Origin of the sequence: Halococcus sp. AFM35 (assembly GCF_051195015.1) — an archaeon.
Lineage (GTDB): Archaea > Halobacteriota > Halobacteria > Halobacteriales > Halococcaceae > Halococcus.
On record NZ_JBNTJU010000023.1, the window covers coordinates 1 to 15,494 of the forward strand.

General features: G+C 54.1%; 17 protein-coding genes. All 17 read left to right on the forward strand.

All coding sequences use genetic code 11. The annotated features are described in order from the left end of the window. Positions 1–936: 936 nt before the first annotated feature. Positions 937–1,719: a ParA family protein gene (locus ACQUQO_RS14360; protein ID WP_435078793.1), complete on the forward strand. Its 783-nt coding sequence runs from the start codon at positions 937–939 to the stop codon at positions 1,717–1,719. Next, on the forward strand, positions 1,709–2,101 hold the full coding sequence (locus tag ACQUQO_RS14365; protein ID WP_435078794.1) for a hypothetical protein: 393 nt from the start codon (positions 1,709–1,711) through the stop codon (positions 2,099–2,101). Before ACQUQO_RS14360 ends, ACQUQO_RS14365 begins: the two co-directional genes overlap by 11 nt. Positions 2,102–2,295: 194 nt before the next feature. Then, positions 2,296–2,583 carry a helix-turn-helix transcriptional regulator gene (locus tag ACQUQO_RS14370; RefSeq protein WP_435078795.1) on the forward strand — a complete coding sequence of 96 codons (288 nt, stop codon included), beginning with the start codon at positions 2,296–2,298 and terminating at the stop codon, positions 2,581–2,583. Positions 2,584–2,678: 95 nt separating this feature from the next. Next, a complete protein-coding gene (locus ACQUQO_RS14375) occupies positions 2,679–3,107 on the forward strand; it encodes a TRAM domain-containing protein (protein ID WP_435078797.1) in 429 nt (142 codons plus the stop codon). Between the two features lie 97 nt (positions 3,108–3,204). Further along, positions 3,205–3,510: a non-histone chromosomal MC1 family protein gene (locus tag ACQUQO_RS14380; protein WP_435078799.1), complete on the forward strand. Its 306-nt coding sequence runs from the start codon at positions 3,205–3,207 to the stop codon at positions 3,508–3,510. Positions 3,511–3,559: 49 nt separating this feature from the next. Next, positions 3,560–3,790, forward strand: a complete 231-nt coding sequence (locus ACQUQO_RS14385) for a hypothetical protein (RefSeq protein ID WP_435078801.1) — start codon at positions 3,560–3,562, stop codon at positions 3,788–3,790. A 151-nt stretch (positions 3,791–3,941) separates the two neighbouring features. Continuing rightward, positions 3,942–4,091: a zinc ribbon domain-containing protein gene (locus tag ACQUQO_RS14390; protein ID WP_435078803.1), complete on the forward strand. Its 150-nt coding sequence runs from the start codon at positions 3,942–3,944 to the stop codon at positions 4,089–4,091. Positions 4,092–4,234: 143 nt separating this feature from the next. After that, positions 4,235–5,251: a hypothetical protein gene (locus ACQUQO_RS14395; protein WP_435078804.1), complete on the forward strand. Its 1,017-nt coding sequence runs from the start codon at positions 4,235–4,237 to the stop codon at positions 5,249–5,251. A 285-nt stretch (positions 5,252–5,536) separates the two neighbouring features. Beyond that, positions 5,537–6,361 (forward strand): transcriptional regulator TbsP, encoded by an 825-nt coding sequence (gene tbsP, locus ACQUQO_RS14400; RefSeq protein WP_435078806.1) that lies wholly within the window; start codon positions 5,537–5,539, stop codon positions 6,359–6,361. A gap of 484 nt (positions 6,362–6,845) precedes the next feature. Next, positions 6,846–7,283 carry a DUF4870 domain-containing protein gene (locus ACQUQO_RS14405; protein WP_435078807.1) on the forward strand — a complete coding sequence of 146 codons (438 nt, stop codon included), beginning with the start codon at positions 6,846–6,848 and terminating at the stop codon, positions 7,281–7,283. 332 nt (positions 7,284–7,615) lie between these two features. Continuing rightward, positions 7,616–7,741 (forward strand): hypothetical protein, encoded by a 126-nt coding sequence (locus tag ACQUQO_RS14410; protein ID WP_435078809.1) that lies wholly within the window; start codon positions 7,616–7,618, stop codon positions 7,739–7,741. After that, positions 7,731–8,222: a ferritin-like domain-containing protein gene (locus ACQUQO_RS14415; RefSeq protein ID WP_435078810.1), complete on the forward strand. Its 492-nt coding sequence runs from the start codon at positions 7,731–7,733 to the stop codon at positions 8,220–8,222. Before ACQUQO_RS14410 ends, ACQUQO_RS14415 begins: the two co-directional genes overlap by 11 nt. Next, positions 8,209–8,556, forward strand: a complete 348-nt coding sequence (locus ACQUQO_RS14420; RefSeq protein WP_435078812.1) for a hypothetical protein — start codon at positions 8,209–8,211, stop codon at positions 8,554–8,556. Before ACQUQO_RS14415 ends, ACQUQO_RS14420 begins: the two co-directional genes overlap by 14 nt. A 134-nt stretch (positions 8,557–8,690) precedes the next feature. Then, a complete protein-coding gene (locus ACQUQO_RS14425) occupies positions 8,691–9,941 on the forward strand; it encodes a magnesium transporter (RefSeq protein ID WP_435078814.1) in 1,251 nt (416 codons plus the stop codon). Between the two features lie 167 nt (positions 9,942–10,108). Continuing rightward, positions 10,109–11,281: an ISH3 family transposase gene (locus ACQUQO_RS14430; RefSeq protein ID WP_435078848.1), complete on the forward strand. Its 1,173-nt coding sequence runs from the start codon at positions 10,109–10,111 to the stop codon at positions 11,279–11,281. 482 nt (positions 11,282–11,763) lie between these two features. After that, the gene (gene tnpA / locus ACQUQO_RS14435) at positions 11,764–12,156 is read left to right on the forward strand and encodes an IS200/IS605 family transposase (RefSeq protein ID WP_435078816.1); all 393 of its coding nucleotides are present in this window, start codon (positions 11,764–11,766) and stop codon (positions 12,154–12,156) included. Between the two features lie 236 nt (positions 12,157–12,392). Then, the gene (locus tag ACQUQO_RS14440) at positions 12,393–15,434 is read left to right on the forward strand and encodes an Eco57I restriction-modification methylase domain-containing protein (RefSeq protein WP_435078818.1); all 3,042 of its coding nucleotides are present in this window, start codon (positions 12,393–12,395) and stop codon (positions 15,432–15,434) included. Positions 15,435–15,494 lie beyond the last annotated feature (60 nt).

Below are 15,494 nucleotides of genomic sequence, written 5' to 3' on the forward strand. Positions count from 1 at the left end.
TCAGCAAGCAGTTCCCCGCAACAACTATACTGACAGCGGTGGTTTACTTAGCCAGCAGAATTTCCATAGGTAAAGACGAATGGTTGTGGATATATCCACGTGAACACCACGCTGGAAAGGCGAGTTTTCCAGCCCCCGGATTGCCTTATGTAGCTTAGAGTGCCAAAAGATGGCGCGCCTGTTACATAAGGCAGAGAGCTAAGAGAGCGTCGGCGACATTGACGCGCTGGCGGCCGTTCTCGCAGCCGCGGAGACGCTTGACTGGTGAGAACGTTACGGTAATAGCCAACGCTCACGACCTCTCAGAGAGGCTGTGAGTAGCGTCGACGCCAGATCCACATTGAAAACCGACGTGCTCCCCGCTCTCGCAGCTGCACGCCGAGCTCTCGATGACGGCGGCAATCTCAGCGCAACTACCGTGCCCAACTGTCTCGGTGGCAATCTTTCGACGATGATTGAGAGCGCCGTCGAAGCATTCTGCGAGAGCTATGACAGCGCTTGCGGACTGCCCCCCGTGCGTGATAGCGCTCGCGAATGTTGTGCGTCCTCCAGGGCGTACGAATCTTCAGCTCGTTCAGACTAGTCCGCATACCAAGACTCACTCCGGGGACGCGAGCAGCACGAATCTCGACAGCGACGGATGGCTAAATCTGCTTCTATTAGTTGCAGTAGAGAGAAATAAGTATGTCCATTAAGCGATGAACGTATTGAGAGCATGGAGTGTATGGAGCGCATGGAACGCAAGGAAAGCAAAGAATTATTGAGAGCAGACATTCCTCAGCTATCGATTGTCATCGAGAAATGCGGCCTTTGCTTACGCTGGATGCTGTAGTGTGTTTTTGGCATTTGCCATTGTACTGTTCGAACTATCGCATTTTTGAATATTGTCTGACATAGGTTTTTGACGCATGGAACGCATGGAATGCATGTAACGCAATGACTTCCACGATCGGTATCACGAACCAGAAAGGTGGTGTAGCTAAATCAACAAACACGATCAACATTGCTGGAGCGTTAGCGGATAAGGGGTATAATGTTCTAGCTGTCGATACGGATCCGCAGGGATATCTGACAAACAAACTTGGATTAGAGAATAAGTACAAAGCCGATCCACCATCGCTCTTCGATGCGTTGAAAGAGCCTACCGAGTACCAGATCGCAGATCTCGTTGACAACCATCCAGAGTTTGATGTCTTGTCCTCAAATGTAGATATGTTTAGGATAGAGCAAGAACTCATCGCAAGCGGATGGCGGCCGCGAGAACGGCTTCAGATGTTGTTCAAGACGCTGGAGGGCTACGACTACGTACTTGTGGATGCCCCGCCCAGCCTCGGGCCGATCAACGACAATGTGCTGCTAGCCTGCCAAAATATCATTGTACCGGTTGAAGCTGACGAGACCTCGATTTTGGCATTAGAGCACTTATTGAATCAGATTGAGACGCTAGAAAAGCGCTACGAGGTAAACATCTCTGAACGCGCGGTCGTTATCTCGAACGTAAACTATCCTGTGGACAACGAACAGAGTGACATGATTGCATGGTTTAACGATACGTTTGAGGGACGCTGTCCTGTGTTTGAGGTTCGACATAGAGCGGCTATCAAACGTTCACTAGGTGCTGGTGGTTCGATCTTCGGAGAGAACGCAGAAGACAATGACATGGTGGATGTCTATAACCAAATTGCGAGCGAATTGGAGGTGACCGCCGATGGCCGATGAAGATACTACCAATGAGGTACAGAACCGCGTTGCACAGCGATTCGATTCCGATACATCATCGGAGCAGTCCTCATCAACTGAACGAGGTGAGGCAGTATCTGGAGACAGTGAATCAGCATCATCGAGAGACATACAGAAAGCACAGAAAGCAAAGAACGTAAAGAAAGCATGGAACGCAACGAGCATCTATCTGCCGGACGATCTTGATACCAAATTGTCAACTGCATATAAGCGAGCGGATCTCCAATTATCTGAGGACGCCGATATATCGTTTAAGAAGACTCGTCACTACTATCCAGTTGTTATCGCACTTGGGTTGGAGCGTATGGAGAACATGGAAAGCAAAGAAATCATGGAAGTGATGGAAGAACTGTCGGTATAGTCTCTCCAGCCAATTTGGAAAGCATGGAAAGAATGGGGAGCATGGAATGCATGGAACGTATTGAAGCAGAAACCAATAGCAGTCAGACGTCTCTGTACGACAAGTAAGTGACGAATCCAGTAGCGAGTTTGGCTGAGTGATAGATTTTACCCGATATCGATATATTTTACTGGTGGAATAACCACCTTTGGGATATGTACGATCTGACTGGCTTCCAGCGCGACCTGCTATACGTGACGGCCGGACACGACGAACCACACGGACTTGCGATCAAAGACGAACTCGACGATTATTACGAGACCGAAATTCATCATGGACGCCTCTACCCGAACCTCGACACACTCGTCGAAAAAGGACTGCTTGAGAAGGGCCAGATCGACAAGCGAACGAACTCCTACGAAGTCACCCAGCGAGGCCACCGCGAGATCGACGCGCGCCGTGAATGGGAAGACCAGTACGTGACGGTTGAAGCCGAGGCCTGAAAGTCCATGCATAGAGAATCTCTTTACGATGCTCACTCTTCGAGAGGTTGCTCAATGAGAGCGAGACTGAACACTGCCGGTACGGAGAGTCTCTAATGGTCGAGATCCCTGACCGGCTAGAGTGCCTGTTCACTGGTTCGGTCGAAGAAACTGAAGGCTCCTACAGTATCGAGATCCCACAAGAAGAACTCGATATGGGAGAGGTTTCGGCGGGTGAGACCTATCGTGTGGTGATTCTCGAGAAGACAGAGTCTACGGAAAGTGGCGAGCAGAATCGGGACAAGTCATCGAACACGCGGGCTTCGATGCCCGAACCACCAGTCTCACAGGGAGAAACCCGGGAGGTGACTGTTGATTCGCTGGGTGACCAAGGCGACGGGATAGCGAAAGTCGAGCGCGGCTACGTACTGATTGTGCCCGACGCACGCCCTGAGGACGAAGTAACTGTCGAGATTACCGATGTTCGCGAAAATTTCGCGTTCACGGACGTGCGGGACGCTGCGGACAGTTCTGTAGATGAATAATCAGTATTTGGCTGGGGAGAGTAGCTATTTATCGAGAGAAACCACCTGACGGGAGTACATTTATCACATAGCCATGCTATGTTCGCGTGAGAGAATCATGGCAAGCGACAAGCGAAACTTCACACTGCGCGAGGAAACCGGCGAGGAGACGAGCGTGTTCACCGGGAGCACGCCACGCCAAGCAGCGCTGAAGGCTGCTCGGCAGTTCGACCCGGCAGAGAGCGAAGATCAGGCACCACGCAGTCAGTTCCGTCTCCGAGAGAAAGGAACGCAGAAACTCCACATCTACGAAGGATGGGCGTGGCGCGGCGACGCACCCGAAGACAAACCCGACTGGATGCCCGAGAGGATCACCGAAGCGAACGTCTCGAAAGAGGGCATCGAGCATCTTGAGGAGTTGTAATCCCACTTGATGAACATAGATTGATATACAGGCGGTTCGAAGAGTAAGTATGAACGAAGGGCGGCGGATACCGCCGTTCGCCGAAGACACGCTCGCACTGATCACCGAAGCGGCCGGCGGGGTTGGTGAGGAGCTTTCGAAAGAGGAGGCCCTTGAGATAATTTCTGCCGACGAGCGCTTTGATGCAGCTGACGCCAACGCAGCGCTTGAGATACTCCAGAAGCGTGGCTATATCTATTACATTGAAGAGTCCGTCCGGATCACGCCAACTGACAAGTGAGAACTTCACCAAACCCGGCTGAAGATTCTTCTAAGTGCTTGATTGCAGAGAATTTAGAAAACCTCTATGATAATGTGGAAGGTACTCCGGAGATGAGGTCTGAACAGGTCCGGACCTCGGAGGAAGTGTCACACGTTCCTCCCTTTCAGTTATGATACAGACACTCAAACGGCTGGTCCTGCGTTCGGTACCCACGTTGATCAGTGAGTGTCGAAATTGCGGCACGAGTGTCGGGCCTGAGAGCGAGTTTTGCCCAGAGTGTGGGTCGAGCGAGATCGCCTCCTACGAAATCGAGAACTAATTCGAAAGCCGACTCCATCTCATGGTATCCCTTTCCATATCGAGGTGTAGTGCGAGGCAGAACAATTGCAAGAGCCGGGGATTTCACTCGAAATCCGGTGTGCCGCCCACGGCTATTTAGATGTCGGCTCTCTAAGTCAAGATATGGCGATTCCGTTCGCTGCGACGTGGGGGACGCTGATCGAACGCTGCGAGGACCTGCCCGACGAGGCGACGCTGATCACGCCGTTGGCTTCGACGCGATTCCGCATTACCGACGTCCAGGACCAGCGCATCATCATCGAGGACGTCGACTCGGGTGACTCACAACCCCTGCAACGCGAGCAGTTCGAAGCGCTCGCCGAGCACACACGCGAGTCCCTCGATAGCTTCGAGCTCTCCCGGCTGCCGCCGAAAGCCGAACCCTATGCAGCAGTGCTTGCACTCCACCCCCGCTACGTGCTCGACGAACGCGAGAGCACGCTAACGGAACTCGACGAAGCCGACGAAAGCGCCGTGCTGGATGATGCACCGCACCTCTCGATGACTGCGAGTGCCGAAGACGAACAGGATAGCCAGCGCGAGGAGCCCGAGATCGACGTCTACTCGGACATGCTACTGTTGATTGATGCGCTCGAACGCGAAGACATGACCGCTCTCGATGACGTCGAGACGCCCGTGTTGGTGAACCTCTATACGCTGCTGTCGGACGTCCAGCGCAATGCCAACGGCCTGCGAAAGGACGTGACTGATGTCCTCTTGGAGCGCGTCGGGCACGACCGACCGTTGCACGGTCAGTATGGCTCTGTCCAGCGAACGACGCGGCGGAACCGCTCGCTCAAGGACGACGAGGAAGTACTCGACGCGTTCGCGGAGACTGGTATCGACCGCGAGCAATTGCTCGGCGTCGACCACTCGAAAGTCGAAGAGGCGTTAGATGTTGTCCCAGTCTCCGAGGGAGACGTGTACGACGTGAGCGAGAGCGAGTACGTGCGCAAAGCCGAGGTGGACGAAGAGCGTAAGGAGACGCGCTTGCAGGGATTGAAAGACCGGCTGGCGGTCAGCGACGATCCCGAGGCAGATGTCCTGCGTCAGGAAGTCGAACGCTTGGAGCAGGAGATCGAAGAACTAACCGAATTCTCGCCGGCGAGTTCGTTCGAGACGTCGGCAGAAAGCGGCTGAGATGGATGATTGCGGAGACTAGGTGATTGTTGCATCCCAGTAGTGAATTCTCACTTGGGGATGACGACCAGACTTATGTATAGTTGGCGCCGTGAGCTGTCACAAGATTACATAAGGCGAAAGAATGAGACAGAGCCTCTGTCCTATCTGGGGGGGGGGGGGTTTGGAGAGATATGTTTGGTACTTCGAGACCGGTCGCGTGTGCGTCTCTGCCACATTCCTTCTCTTCAGAAGACACTAATATAATGCGGAAGGGGGATATGGTAACAGCACTTATTGGATACCATGACGATCAGTGAAGATCGGGTGGGGCCATCGGCTACCGAGAACCTTCGAACGATCCTTGCTGAGGTGAGTGGAGAGGTGATTGTAGTGGGTTTCAGCGAGGAGTTAACACGGGATCTCGTCGAGATACTTGCCAAGAGCGAAGAGCCGCCAAGCGTGCGCTTGCTCGTCGAAGAAGACGTGTTGAAGTGGCTACGCGATGATTTCGTGCTGGCGGGGACGGCGGCACAATTGCTCAAAGAAGGGAGGCTGGAACTGCGCGCTGCTGCTGAGGAGTTGGAGGGAACATTGGTAGTGACAGAGGAAGCGGTCGTCTCACTACTCACGCCGGATGAGTATAGCGCGGGGCTGGTGACCAATGACGAGAAGTTCGTCGAAGCAGTGCGCGAGCGCTGGACCACCGTATGGGATGAGAGCGAGGAGTTCGATCTGCGGACGCCGGCGTACTCGCGCATGCTGGAATCGCTTGACGAGGAGTTCGGCTCTGACGTAGAAACGGACTTTCGGACGGTACTGGAGTCGGCCGAGGAGACAGATGACGAACTGGACGAGGTCGACCTGAGCCTGCTCGTCGCAGCGAAACACGAACAGCTGCTGTACGATATTTCGACGTGGGCTGAGGATGCGGGTATCGCAAGCAGGGCAACGTTCTCCCGGAAGAAGACTCACCTCGAAGAGCAGGGACTGCTCGAGACGGAGAAAGTGCCAATCGACGTCGGACGACCACGTTTGCGCTTACTGCTGGGTGACGAACGCTTGCGTGAGGCGGATGCCGAGGAATTACCGAGTGTAGTTCGGGAGTTGCTCTCGGCGGCTCCGGCCTGATTGACGGGCACGATTGGGTGTCGAAGCTTTTCGGGGGTGAGAGCAACTGCGGTTCCATAGAGATGTGTCGCAATCATCGAGGAGAAGGGGACGGTGGAAGGGGGGGGGGGGAGGGGATGGTAGGCCATCGGGATGTTCGATAAAGCACTCTGACGCCTATGACTAAGGCTCGCAGCACGTCAAGCAGCGAACTCTCTGATCACGGTAATTGCCTTCGGTCTCATTGGAAGTACAGCGGCTCTCCCCATACCTTGAACTGCCTAACATGAGATAATTGAAATTATAGATAGTGTTATATACTATGGAGACCTATAGTACTCTGTGGGACGAACGACTGTCGAGCATGATGAGAAAGTCCGCAATGAGCTGCGCTCGTTCAAAGCAGATCGCGGGCTAACATATGATGAAGCGGTCATCTGGTTACTGAAAGCGTCAGGCCACGATTTTCGACACCTTCGACCCGAAGAGATCGAGGAAAAAACCAATGGCTAGCACTACAAAAGACATTAGTATAGAAGCAAAAGGGGCAGCAGTTGCAGAGAACAACTCAGGGTTGGACAGCAATGTCGCGGGAACGCTGTCGTATCTCTTCGGGTTCGTCTCGGGACTGATCTTCTATCTCATTGAGAAGGAAGACCGGTTCGTGCGGTGGCACGCCGCCCAGAGCATGGCGTTTACCGGTCTCCTTGCGGTGACCTATATCGCCTTGACGTTCCTTGGAACGGTGGTCTCGATGATGACGTTCAGCGGAAGCAGTGGTGGCTTCCTCGTAGGGAGCCTCTTCGGGTTGATCTTGGGACTGGTTTGGCTCATCGTCGCTGTCGGCGGATTCGTCGCCTGGGCGTACATGATGATCAAAGCCTACCAGGGTGAGACTGTTCGTCTGCCCGTCGCTGCGTCAATCGCCGACCGCCTCGCGTAACCGGATTTGACCGCTAATAGAGAGACGATTCGTATTTTTCAGACCAAGGACTCTTCCGATGAGTATCGTCGTCTTATCGAGCTGGCAGGAATGAAATCGATCGATACGCTGCCGACTACGATTCGATTCGCTTTGACTTGCTGGAGCTATGCTCGAAAGTCCGCGACCTCAGCCAAGATTGGCTGTCCTACGTCGCAATGATTGTTCTGAATGTGGTCATCGCTGCTGGCTTGTTGATTGACCTGCCGGCAATTGTCGTTGGGGCGCTGGTGATCACCCTAGTCATGAACTAGTTTTCGCCGCGACCCCAAGTCGCGGCAGGTGATTGGATGATGCCCGTCGACAGCATCCTCATTCAGACGCTCGGGCTCGTTGCTGCGCTGCTTGCAGGTTCAGCCTTGCTGCCTATTGAGGTGGCCCCCGAGGTGGATACTGGAGGAAAGAAAGATGACTACTGATGCAGCTGAGAAGCTTCTCGTAGAAGGTGTCCAAGAACTGTACTACGCCGAACAGCAGCTCGTGGACGCGACGGAGACGCTTGCTGAGCAAACAAGCGACGAAAGCGCAAGCCAAGCGTTCTCCGAGCACCATGAGGAGACCCAGACTCACGTCAACCGGCTCGAAGAGGTCTTCGAAGAGCTCGGCGAGGAGCCACAGACCAAAGAAGAGCAGGTCGTCGATGCACTGATCGACGAGCACGAGCAATTCGCCCAGGAAAACGACGGCGAGACGCTCGATCGATACAACATCGCAGCGGGCCAGAAAACCGAACACTACGAAATCGCCGCCTACGGCAATGTCACCTCGCTGGCCGACAAGCTCGGCCATCAGGAAGCTGCCGATCTCTTGGAAGAGAACCTCCGGGAGGAGCAAAGCGCGCGTGACGAACTCTCGCAGGTTGGCGAACAGTTTGACGAGCAGTACGTTGCCGGCGACTGAGGACTACGCCTTCATCGCGCTCGTCCAGAGGTCCATCAAACCGGTTTTCGGTGCAAGACAGGACTACGCCTTCATCGCGCTCGTCCAGAGGTCCATCAAACCGGTTTTCGGTGCAAGACAGGACTACGCCTTCATCGCGCTCGTCCAGAGGTCCATCAAACCGGTTTTCGGTGCAAGACAGGACTACGCCTTCATCGCGCTCGTCCAGAGGTCCATCAAACCGGTTTTCGGTGCAAGACAGGACTACGCCTCGAGAAGAATGCAATCCTGTTTTGCAGATCGAATAGCCGGAACACCCCGACTTCGATCTGAAAAACAGCATAGCACCCGCTGATTTCGTATGCCTGACCCAATAGCAGTCAGACGCTCGTACGCCACTCGCACGAAACTTGGGCAGCCAGCAACTCGAGCAGAACGCCTTGACGAACCGATGTACAACATTGAGGTGCTCGGTTGAGACTATCCCCTATGGCCGACCAACTCACGGATATCCAGCAGGCAATTGCAGCCTCTCCAACGCCTGCAACAACCTTTACAGAGCTTCCCCAGAACCGCAAGCGAGAGGTGTTCTTCCGCCTGTCGGAGGTGGTGCAGGAGTCACTGGTTGCGGACATGAATCGCGAGCAGTTGCGGGTATTCATTCGCGGTCTCGACCCTGACGAAGCCACCGACGTGCTCGGAATGGCTGATGAACAAATGCGCGAGGCTGTCCTCCAAAAACTCGGTGACACTCGTCGAGAGAAGCTTGGATTCTTGCTGAAGTTCGACCCGGAGACCGCCGCCGGGGTGATGGACCTCAACTACATCACTGTCACCTCGGACGCGAGCTTTGATCATGTGGCTGAGCGCGTCCGTCGCTTCGAGGATCAAGCGGGCCGGTTTCCGACCGTGTTCATCACTGATGGCACGGAGCTGCTAGGCGAACTGCCGGGACCGACATTAGCGATGACCGCCCGGGAGTCTGAGATGATTACCGAGTACGTCCAGGATGTTCCATACGTCCGCTATGATTGGCCTGAAGAAGAGGTCGTTGAGGTGTTTCAGGCGAATCGTGAGCGTACTGTTGCGGTTCTCGATGAGGAGAACACGATTTTCGGGGTCATTCGTGCTGACGACGTGCTCTCGCTTATCGAAGAGGAAGCAGGAGAAACCCTCTACGAGTTCACTGGCGTCGCCGAGGAGGAGAGCGTGCTCGATGGGCCAATCAGGAAAATCCGGAGTCGGTACAAATGGCTCATCATCAACCTTGGAACGGCGTTCATAGCCGCGGCGGTCGTCGGGTTGTTCGAGAACACTATCGCGGCGCTCGCAGTGTTGGCAGCGTATATGCCGGTCGTCGCGGGGATGGGAGGGAACGCAGGCACTCAGACAATGGCGGTGACCGTTCGCGGTATATCGCTCGACCAAGTATCACTCGCGACCGGTGCGCGGGTGATCATCAACGAGGTCATCGCAGGTGCGGCGAACGGTGTCATTACCGGTGCACTCGTTGCAGTCATCGCGGCGGTATTCAATCAGAGTCCGCTGTTAGGGCTGGTTATCGGCGTCTCGATGATACTGAACCTCGTTATCGCGGGATTCTTCGGTGCTCTCATTCCGCTGATTCTTGATCGTCTCGGACAAGATCCGGCAACGTCAGCGACTATCTTCATCACTACGGCGACAGATGTGCTGGGCTTTTTTGCCTTTCTCGGGCTGGCACAAGTCGTGTTGCTGTAAAGTGTCGTCCATGAACTGATTCTTCTTGACCCGGTAGCAGTGATCGACCTTCAGCGAGTCGCTGAAGCCCTCAACTCGCTCGGAGCGAAGGTCGGTAGTTCCCAATCGAGTTGAGCGGCGGAGCTAAAGCGTCGATCTGATTGGAGAAGATGTCTGGTTGAGTGAATGTGCTGAAACTACCCCAACCAGACGGCTTCCTTTCGGCGTGGGATGTCAAAGGTGTAGCGGCGGATGTGATCGGAGAGCTTCCCCTGCCAGGGATCGAGGGCTCGCCCCTCGATCCTGGCGACATCTGGTCCGCTGTTATCCTCGCCAGCGTCAATCAGACCTCTGTTCGGGAGGTCTGCGCCGAGAACCACGAGGCTCCCTGCGACGATACCGTCTTCGACTGGCTCCACACCCTCGACCGAGGCTGGCTTGAGTTCGCCGCTAACCTCCTGTTCATGCAGTTGGCCATGACGATCCTCGACCCCGAGCGGTCGAGGACCGTCTCCATCGATTTTGTCGATAACCCCTATCATGGCGTCCATCTCGACGAGGAAGGCGAGCTCTGCCGGATGAGCCCCAAAGACGGCACCACTACCTGTCACCGTTACTGCACCGCCTACCTCGTTTCGAACGGCAAACCGATCACGCTCTCGATGACCTATGTCCGCAGTGACGAGAAGCAAGCCGACGCGGTCGAGCGCGTCCTCGACCGCGTCGAGGCCTATCCCTTCGAGATCGAGCTGTTGTTGGCTGATTCCGGCTTCTACAACGAGCGCGTCATTCGCCGCTCGCAAGAGATCGCCGCGACTGTCGTGCCGGTCGCCGAGAAAGGCGACCGGCTCGAAGAGAAGCTTGAGACGCACAAATCGTACATGACCACCTACCGGATGTACAAGGACAGCGAGCGGGAACTTCGCTTCCCGCTCGCGGTTTCAGTCTCGTATCAGAACGGTGATCGTGGCAAGCACGGCGAAGTGGTCCGAGGGTACGCGGCGTGCGATCTGAGCGATCGCACGCCTGCACAGGTCGAACACTGCTACCGCAAGCGGTCAGCAATCGAATCCAGCTATCGGCTGTTTCGGAGCGCACGAGCGGTAACGTCGACGCAAGATCCGATCGTGAGGTTTGCGTTCGTGGTGGTGAGCTTCTTGTTAGAGAACCTCTGGTTGGTGCTCCGGTGGGCGGTCGTCGCCCGCCCGCGTCGGGGCGGGCGCGACCTGCCCGAAGAGTTCACGTTCTCGGTGTTTTGTGACTGGATCCGACACGCGCTGGAGCAGGAGTTGGAGCGTCGGTGGAGGATCGAGATGAACGGGGTTGGCGTGCCGGATGCGTACACGGCGGCCGCGGGCTGAGGCCAGCCCGCGGCCTTGGGGGTGCCCTTCGTGAGCACCAGCTGTCGGCTGGGTTCGTGAGAAGTCGATACTGGCGACCGTTGAGTACGCAGCAGCGTTTCTGAGCTCCAGTGAACCGGTCTACTGCGACGTTTACCTCGGTAGCCCACCGATTCAGATGAGATGGTGAGACTTCAGTTGGGAACTACCGAAGGTGGGTTTTCACTCCAATGCCCCTAGTCAGGTTCTTCGACGAGAGGTGCTGATTCTGTAAGAATCCCTGCTCAAGACTCTAAAGCGTGAAACACGAGAAGGAGTGCAAAGGTCGCAATTAGAGGATCAGTCTCGGTAGCCAGGGTTCTGGACAGGGAGGTCAGAAAGGAGTAGCTTTTGGACACTTTCGATTGAACCACCATCACACCGCCGTCTAGCGATTTAATGGACCCGGATTTGGGTTGGTTACTTGCACAACACCTATTGTGAGTATGCTCTATCTATCAGTAATGCCTCGTGGATATAGCAAGGAACGGACCTCGGTCCACAACTTGCATTACCACTTCATTTGGTGTCCGAAGTACCGGAAGGCAGTGCTCACCGATGATGTGGCCGAACGGATGGACGAACTCGTACGTACAAAAGCCGACGAACTTGGTCTAGAGGTTATAGAGTTGGCAGTTCAGCCCGACTACATACACCTGTTCATCACAGGCAATCCGAAGCTCGCTCCGAACAAAATAATCCAGCAACTCAAAGGCTACACGTCGCACGAACTCCGCAACGAGTTCGGAAATATGGGACTTCCGTCACTGTGGACACGCTCATACTTCGTTTCGTCAGTGAAAGAGATACCGAATCAGATTGTTGAAGAATATATTGAGGACCAAATAGGAGAATGAAAATAAATCCCTACCACCGTTCGGTCAAATCCTACTTCGCTGACGGGCATCAAACGTTGGTTGCTCCAGCGCAAATACGATACCTTCAGAACGCAGCGATTGGCGACGACCGCTACTCCATGACGAAACCGCCAACGACGAAGGTTCGCAAGCGTTGGTGATCACTTCTCTCGAGACCAAGTCATGAGACAACTACGTCGGAAACTTTGTATCTCCGGGCAGATATTGACGAGTTGATGAGTGTCACCGTCGATCAGATCCATGCCAATATCGACGTAGATGAAATCAAATCTCTCGCTGATGAATTCACCTCTTTATCTGGTCACGAGCGCGATCAAATGAATGAAGCTACTGTTCGACAACAATACATCAACCCACTGCTTCGGGCCCTCGGGTGGGATACGACATCGAATCAGGTACTTCCGGAACAGCGTACTTTCGCTGGAGACGCAGACTACGCGCTTTCATTGAACGGACGAGAGCAGTTTTTCATTGAAGCAAAACGCCCGGCGCGAGACTTAGACGACACACGTCGTGTGCGCGGAGAAGACCAGTCGTTCGCTGTGCAAGCAATCGACTACGCATGGCACCAAAGGTGCGATTGGGCTGTTCTCACGAATTTCGACACGACGCGGCTATACTTCAGTCACGTCCCGAAAGACCACGTCGAAGACGGGCTTGTGTTTGAACTCTCCGTTGACGAGTATGCGACCGATGATGGGTTAGAGATGCTCGCTCAGTTGTCGAAACTCGCAGTCAGGGATGGGTCTCTAGACGCACTTGAACAGAGTCGTGAGCGGGAAACTGTTACGGACGAGATACTGAATGTGTTGTCGGAAGCGCGCGTGAAATTCACACAGGACGTTTACTCGTCGCATCCGAATCTCGAAATGGACGAGCTCAGGGACGGCGTGCAGCGTATTCTTGACCGGCTTGTTGTGATGCGGGTCGCGGAAGACAGATCGATTATCCCACGTGATACTCTTCTCAAAATGTCCGAATCGTGGGATGAGACGACGATCAATCGTGATGTCAGGATGCTCTCCCGCGATCTGAAGAACGCGTTCAGGGATTTTGACTCGGTATACAACAGTGAGTTATTCGCTGAACACCCGTGTGAGGACTACGAAATTAGCAACGACGTTCTCATGAGCGCTATTGAGGATTTGTACGACTACAACTTCGCGTACCTGGACGCGGACGTTCTCGGATCGATTTACGAGGATTACCTCGGTCACGCAATCCAAGACAAGCAGGGCAAGGAAGACTTAGAATTAGTTGCGCAAGCCGATGAGCGGCGTGAAGGCGGGATTTACTACACGCCCGTCCCGGTCGTTGAGTACATCGTCGAAACCACGCTCGGCGATCGGTTGGACAGCATCATGAGCGACGTCGAAGCAGAGTTAGAGGGCGATGATCCTGACTTTGAAGCAGCTCGGGAGGAATTCGACCGGATTGAGACCATCAAATTCCTTGACGTCACCTGTGGGTCCGGGTCGTTCTTGATCAAGGCCTACGACCTCATTGTTGATTGTTACGACAAATTCAAAGGATTAGTTCAGGATGCGAACGGTAGCGGAGAATTAACGTCGTATTCGGCCGCACAGACGCTTCCGAGCGATTATCAACAACGTATCTTGGAGAATAACTTGTTCGGTGTGGACCTGGATTACCAGGCGACGGAAATTGCTACGGTGAACTTGTTGCTGAAGGCCCTACGGAAAGGCGAGAAACTCCCGACAATTCTTGAAGACAATGTGAAGCGAGGCAACAGTTTGTTGAATGGATCACCGAGCCAAGTCGCGGACGTTCTTGGCATTAGTGAGAGGGAAGCCCGCGATATTGGAGCGTTCAACTGGGACGAGAAGTTTGAACAGGTGTTCGATGTAAACAATGGATTCGACGTGATTGCGGGGAATCCGCCGTGGGGAGCGAACATTGATGATATTCGACAGTGGATTGAGCACGATGAGTACGGGTACAAATTAGCTGACGGGCAGTACGACTCGTACGAGTTACTTCTAGAGCTCGGAGAAGACATCTTAACGGACGGGGGGACGCTCGGATTTATCATCCCAGACTCAATTTTCCGTGAAGAACATGAGCCGCTTCGAAAGTGGTTAGCAACGGAGCACACTTTGGATCAGGCGCATAAGCTTGGTGAAGGCGTTTTCGAAGATGTATGGTCGGGGACATCGATTGTGCAGTACACGATGGAGGAATCAGACGGGTCGAATACGGTAGAGTGCTCGGTGCTTCGGAAGGAAGACCGTAACCGGATGCAAGGAACTGGCGGGGCTGCCTTGTCAACCTTAGTTGAGGAACGGCTGAACGTGAAACCGCAGCAGAGAATCCTTGATGATCCGGATTACAATTTCCGACCGTTCGCTAACGAGGAAGACTACGAGATCATGGAGATCATGCAGTCTGAGACGGTGAACACGTCAGAAGTCCTATTCGATTCTCGCGGTGATGAAATCGGAAAATCTGGTGATGTGATGCGGTGCCCGAACTGTATGGAGTGGGACACGTATCCGCGGTCACGAGCTGCCTCGAAAGGTGGCGGGTACTACGAGAAGACATGCACGCACTGCAAGCACGAGTACGAGTTCGAAGACGCGATTGAGACGCGAGAAATCATCAAGAACCACCAACCGAGTGATGAGTGGAAGAAGTTATATTTCGGTGAGCACGTTACGAGGTACCGGGAGACTGGGCGCGCGTTCATCGATGATTCAATCACCGGTATCGACTTTGAAGATGAATCGCTGTATGAGCCGGCAAAAATCTTGCTGCGCAAGACCGGGTTCGGATTCAACGCACTTATCGATTACACGGATGCACGGTGCTTGCAAGTTGTGTTCGTGTTCAGACTGCAGGACGATCGTGAACACCCGTTTGACCAGTACGACTTAGAATACTTTCTCGGGCTGCTTAACAGCCGTGTGATGCTGTACTACTACACGAAGGAACGCTCAGAGATTGAGTGGCAGTCGTACCCATACAAGACACAAGGACTGGTGATGGGACTGCCGTACCCGGAGATTGACTTCGACGACGAAGAAGAAGTCGAGAAATACGAGCGTTTCGTCGGATTAGTGCGTGATGCATGCGAAGGGACGGGGAAAATCGATCCACAGAATGATTGGGAGATTGAGCGCTTAGCGTACGACTTCTACGGGATTCCAGAGGAAAAGCGGAATCGGATCACGAATGAGCTGAAGGAACTGCAGCGGTTGCAGGTTGTTCGAGAGTTATTTCCGAGCGACGGCGATTAACGCTACCCTCATTGACAGCACTGCGATTTCATCCACCACAACAATTAATGTCGGATACGA

Excerpts from the sequence above, each read along its gene's own strand:
- ACQUQO_RS14385 (WP_435078801.1), top strand. The coding sequence starts at position 3,560 with ATGAACGAAGGGCGGCGGATACCGCCGTTCGCCGAAGACACGCTCGCA.
- ACQUQO_RS14440 (WP_435078818.1), top strand. The coding sequence starts at position 12,393 with ATGAGTGTCACCGTCGATCAGATCCATGCCAATATCGACGTAGATGAA.
- ACQUQO_RS14375 (WP_435078797.1), top strand. The coding sequence starts at position 2,679 with ATGGTCGAGATCCCTGACCGGCTAGAGTGCCTGTTCACTGGTTCGGTC.
- ACQUQO_RS14410 (WP_435078809.1), top strand. The coding sequence starts at position 7,616 with ATGCCCGTCGACAGCATCCTCATTCAGACGCTCGGGCTCGTTGCTGCG.
- ACQUQO_RS14395 (WP_435078804.1), top strand. The coding sequence starts at position 4,235 with ATGGCGATTCCGTTCGCTGCGACGTGGGGGACGCTGATCGAACGCTGC.
- ACQUQO_RS14360 (WP_435078793.1), top strand. The coding sequence starts at position 937 with ATGACTTCCACGATCGGTATCACGAACCAGAAAGGTGGTGTAGCTAAA.
- tnpA (WP_435078816.1), top strand. The coding sequence starts at position 11,764 with ATGCCTCGTGGATATAGCAAGGAACGGACCTCGGTCCACAACTTGCAT.
- ACQUQO_RS14370 (WP_435078795.1), top strand. The coding sequence starts at position 2,296 with ATGTACGATCTGACTGGCTTCCAGCGCGACCTGCTATACGTGACGGCC.
- ACQUQO_RS14390 (WP_435078803.1), top strand. The coding sequence starts at position 3,942 with ATGATACAGACACTCAAACGGCTGGTCCTGCGTTCGGTACCCACGTTG.
- ACQUQO_RS14380 (WP_435078799.1), top strand. The coding sequence starts at position 3,205 with ATGGCAAGCGACAAGCGAAACTTCACACTGCGCGAGGAAACCGGCGAG.
- ACQUQO_RS14415 (WP_435078810.1), top strand. The coding sequence starts at position 7,731 with ATGACTACTGATGCAGCTGAGAAGCTTCTCGTAGAAGGTGTCCAAGAA.
- ACQUQO_RS14365 (WP_435078794.1), top strand. The coding sequence starts at position 1,709 with ATGGCCGATGAAGATACTACCAATGAGGTACAGAACCGCGTTGCACAG.
- tbsP (WP_435078806.1), top strand. The coding sequence starts at position 5,537 with ATGACGATCAGTGAAGATCGGGTGGGGCCATCGGCTACCGAGAACCTT.
- ACQUQO_RS14425 (WP_435078814.1), top strand. The coding sequence starts at position 8,691 with ATGGCCGACCAACTCACGGATATCCAGCAGGCAATTGCAGCCTCTCCA.
- ACQUQO_RS14405 (WP_435078807.1), top strand. The coding sequence starts at position 6,846 with ATGGCTAGCACTACAAAAGACATTAGTATAGAAGCAAAAGGGGCAGCA.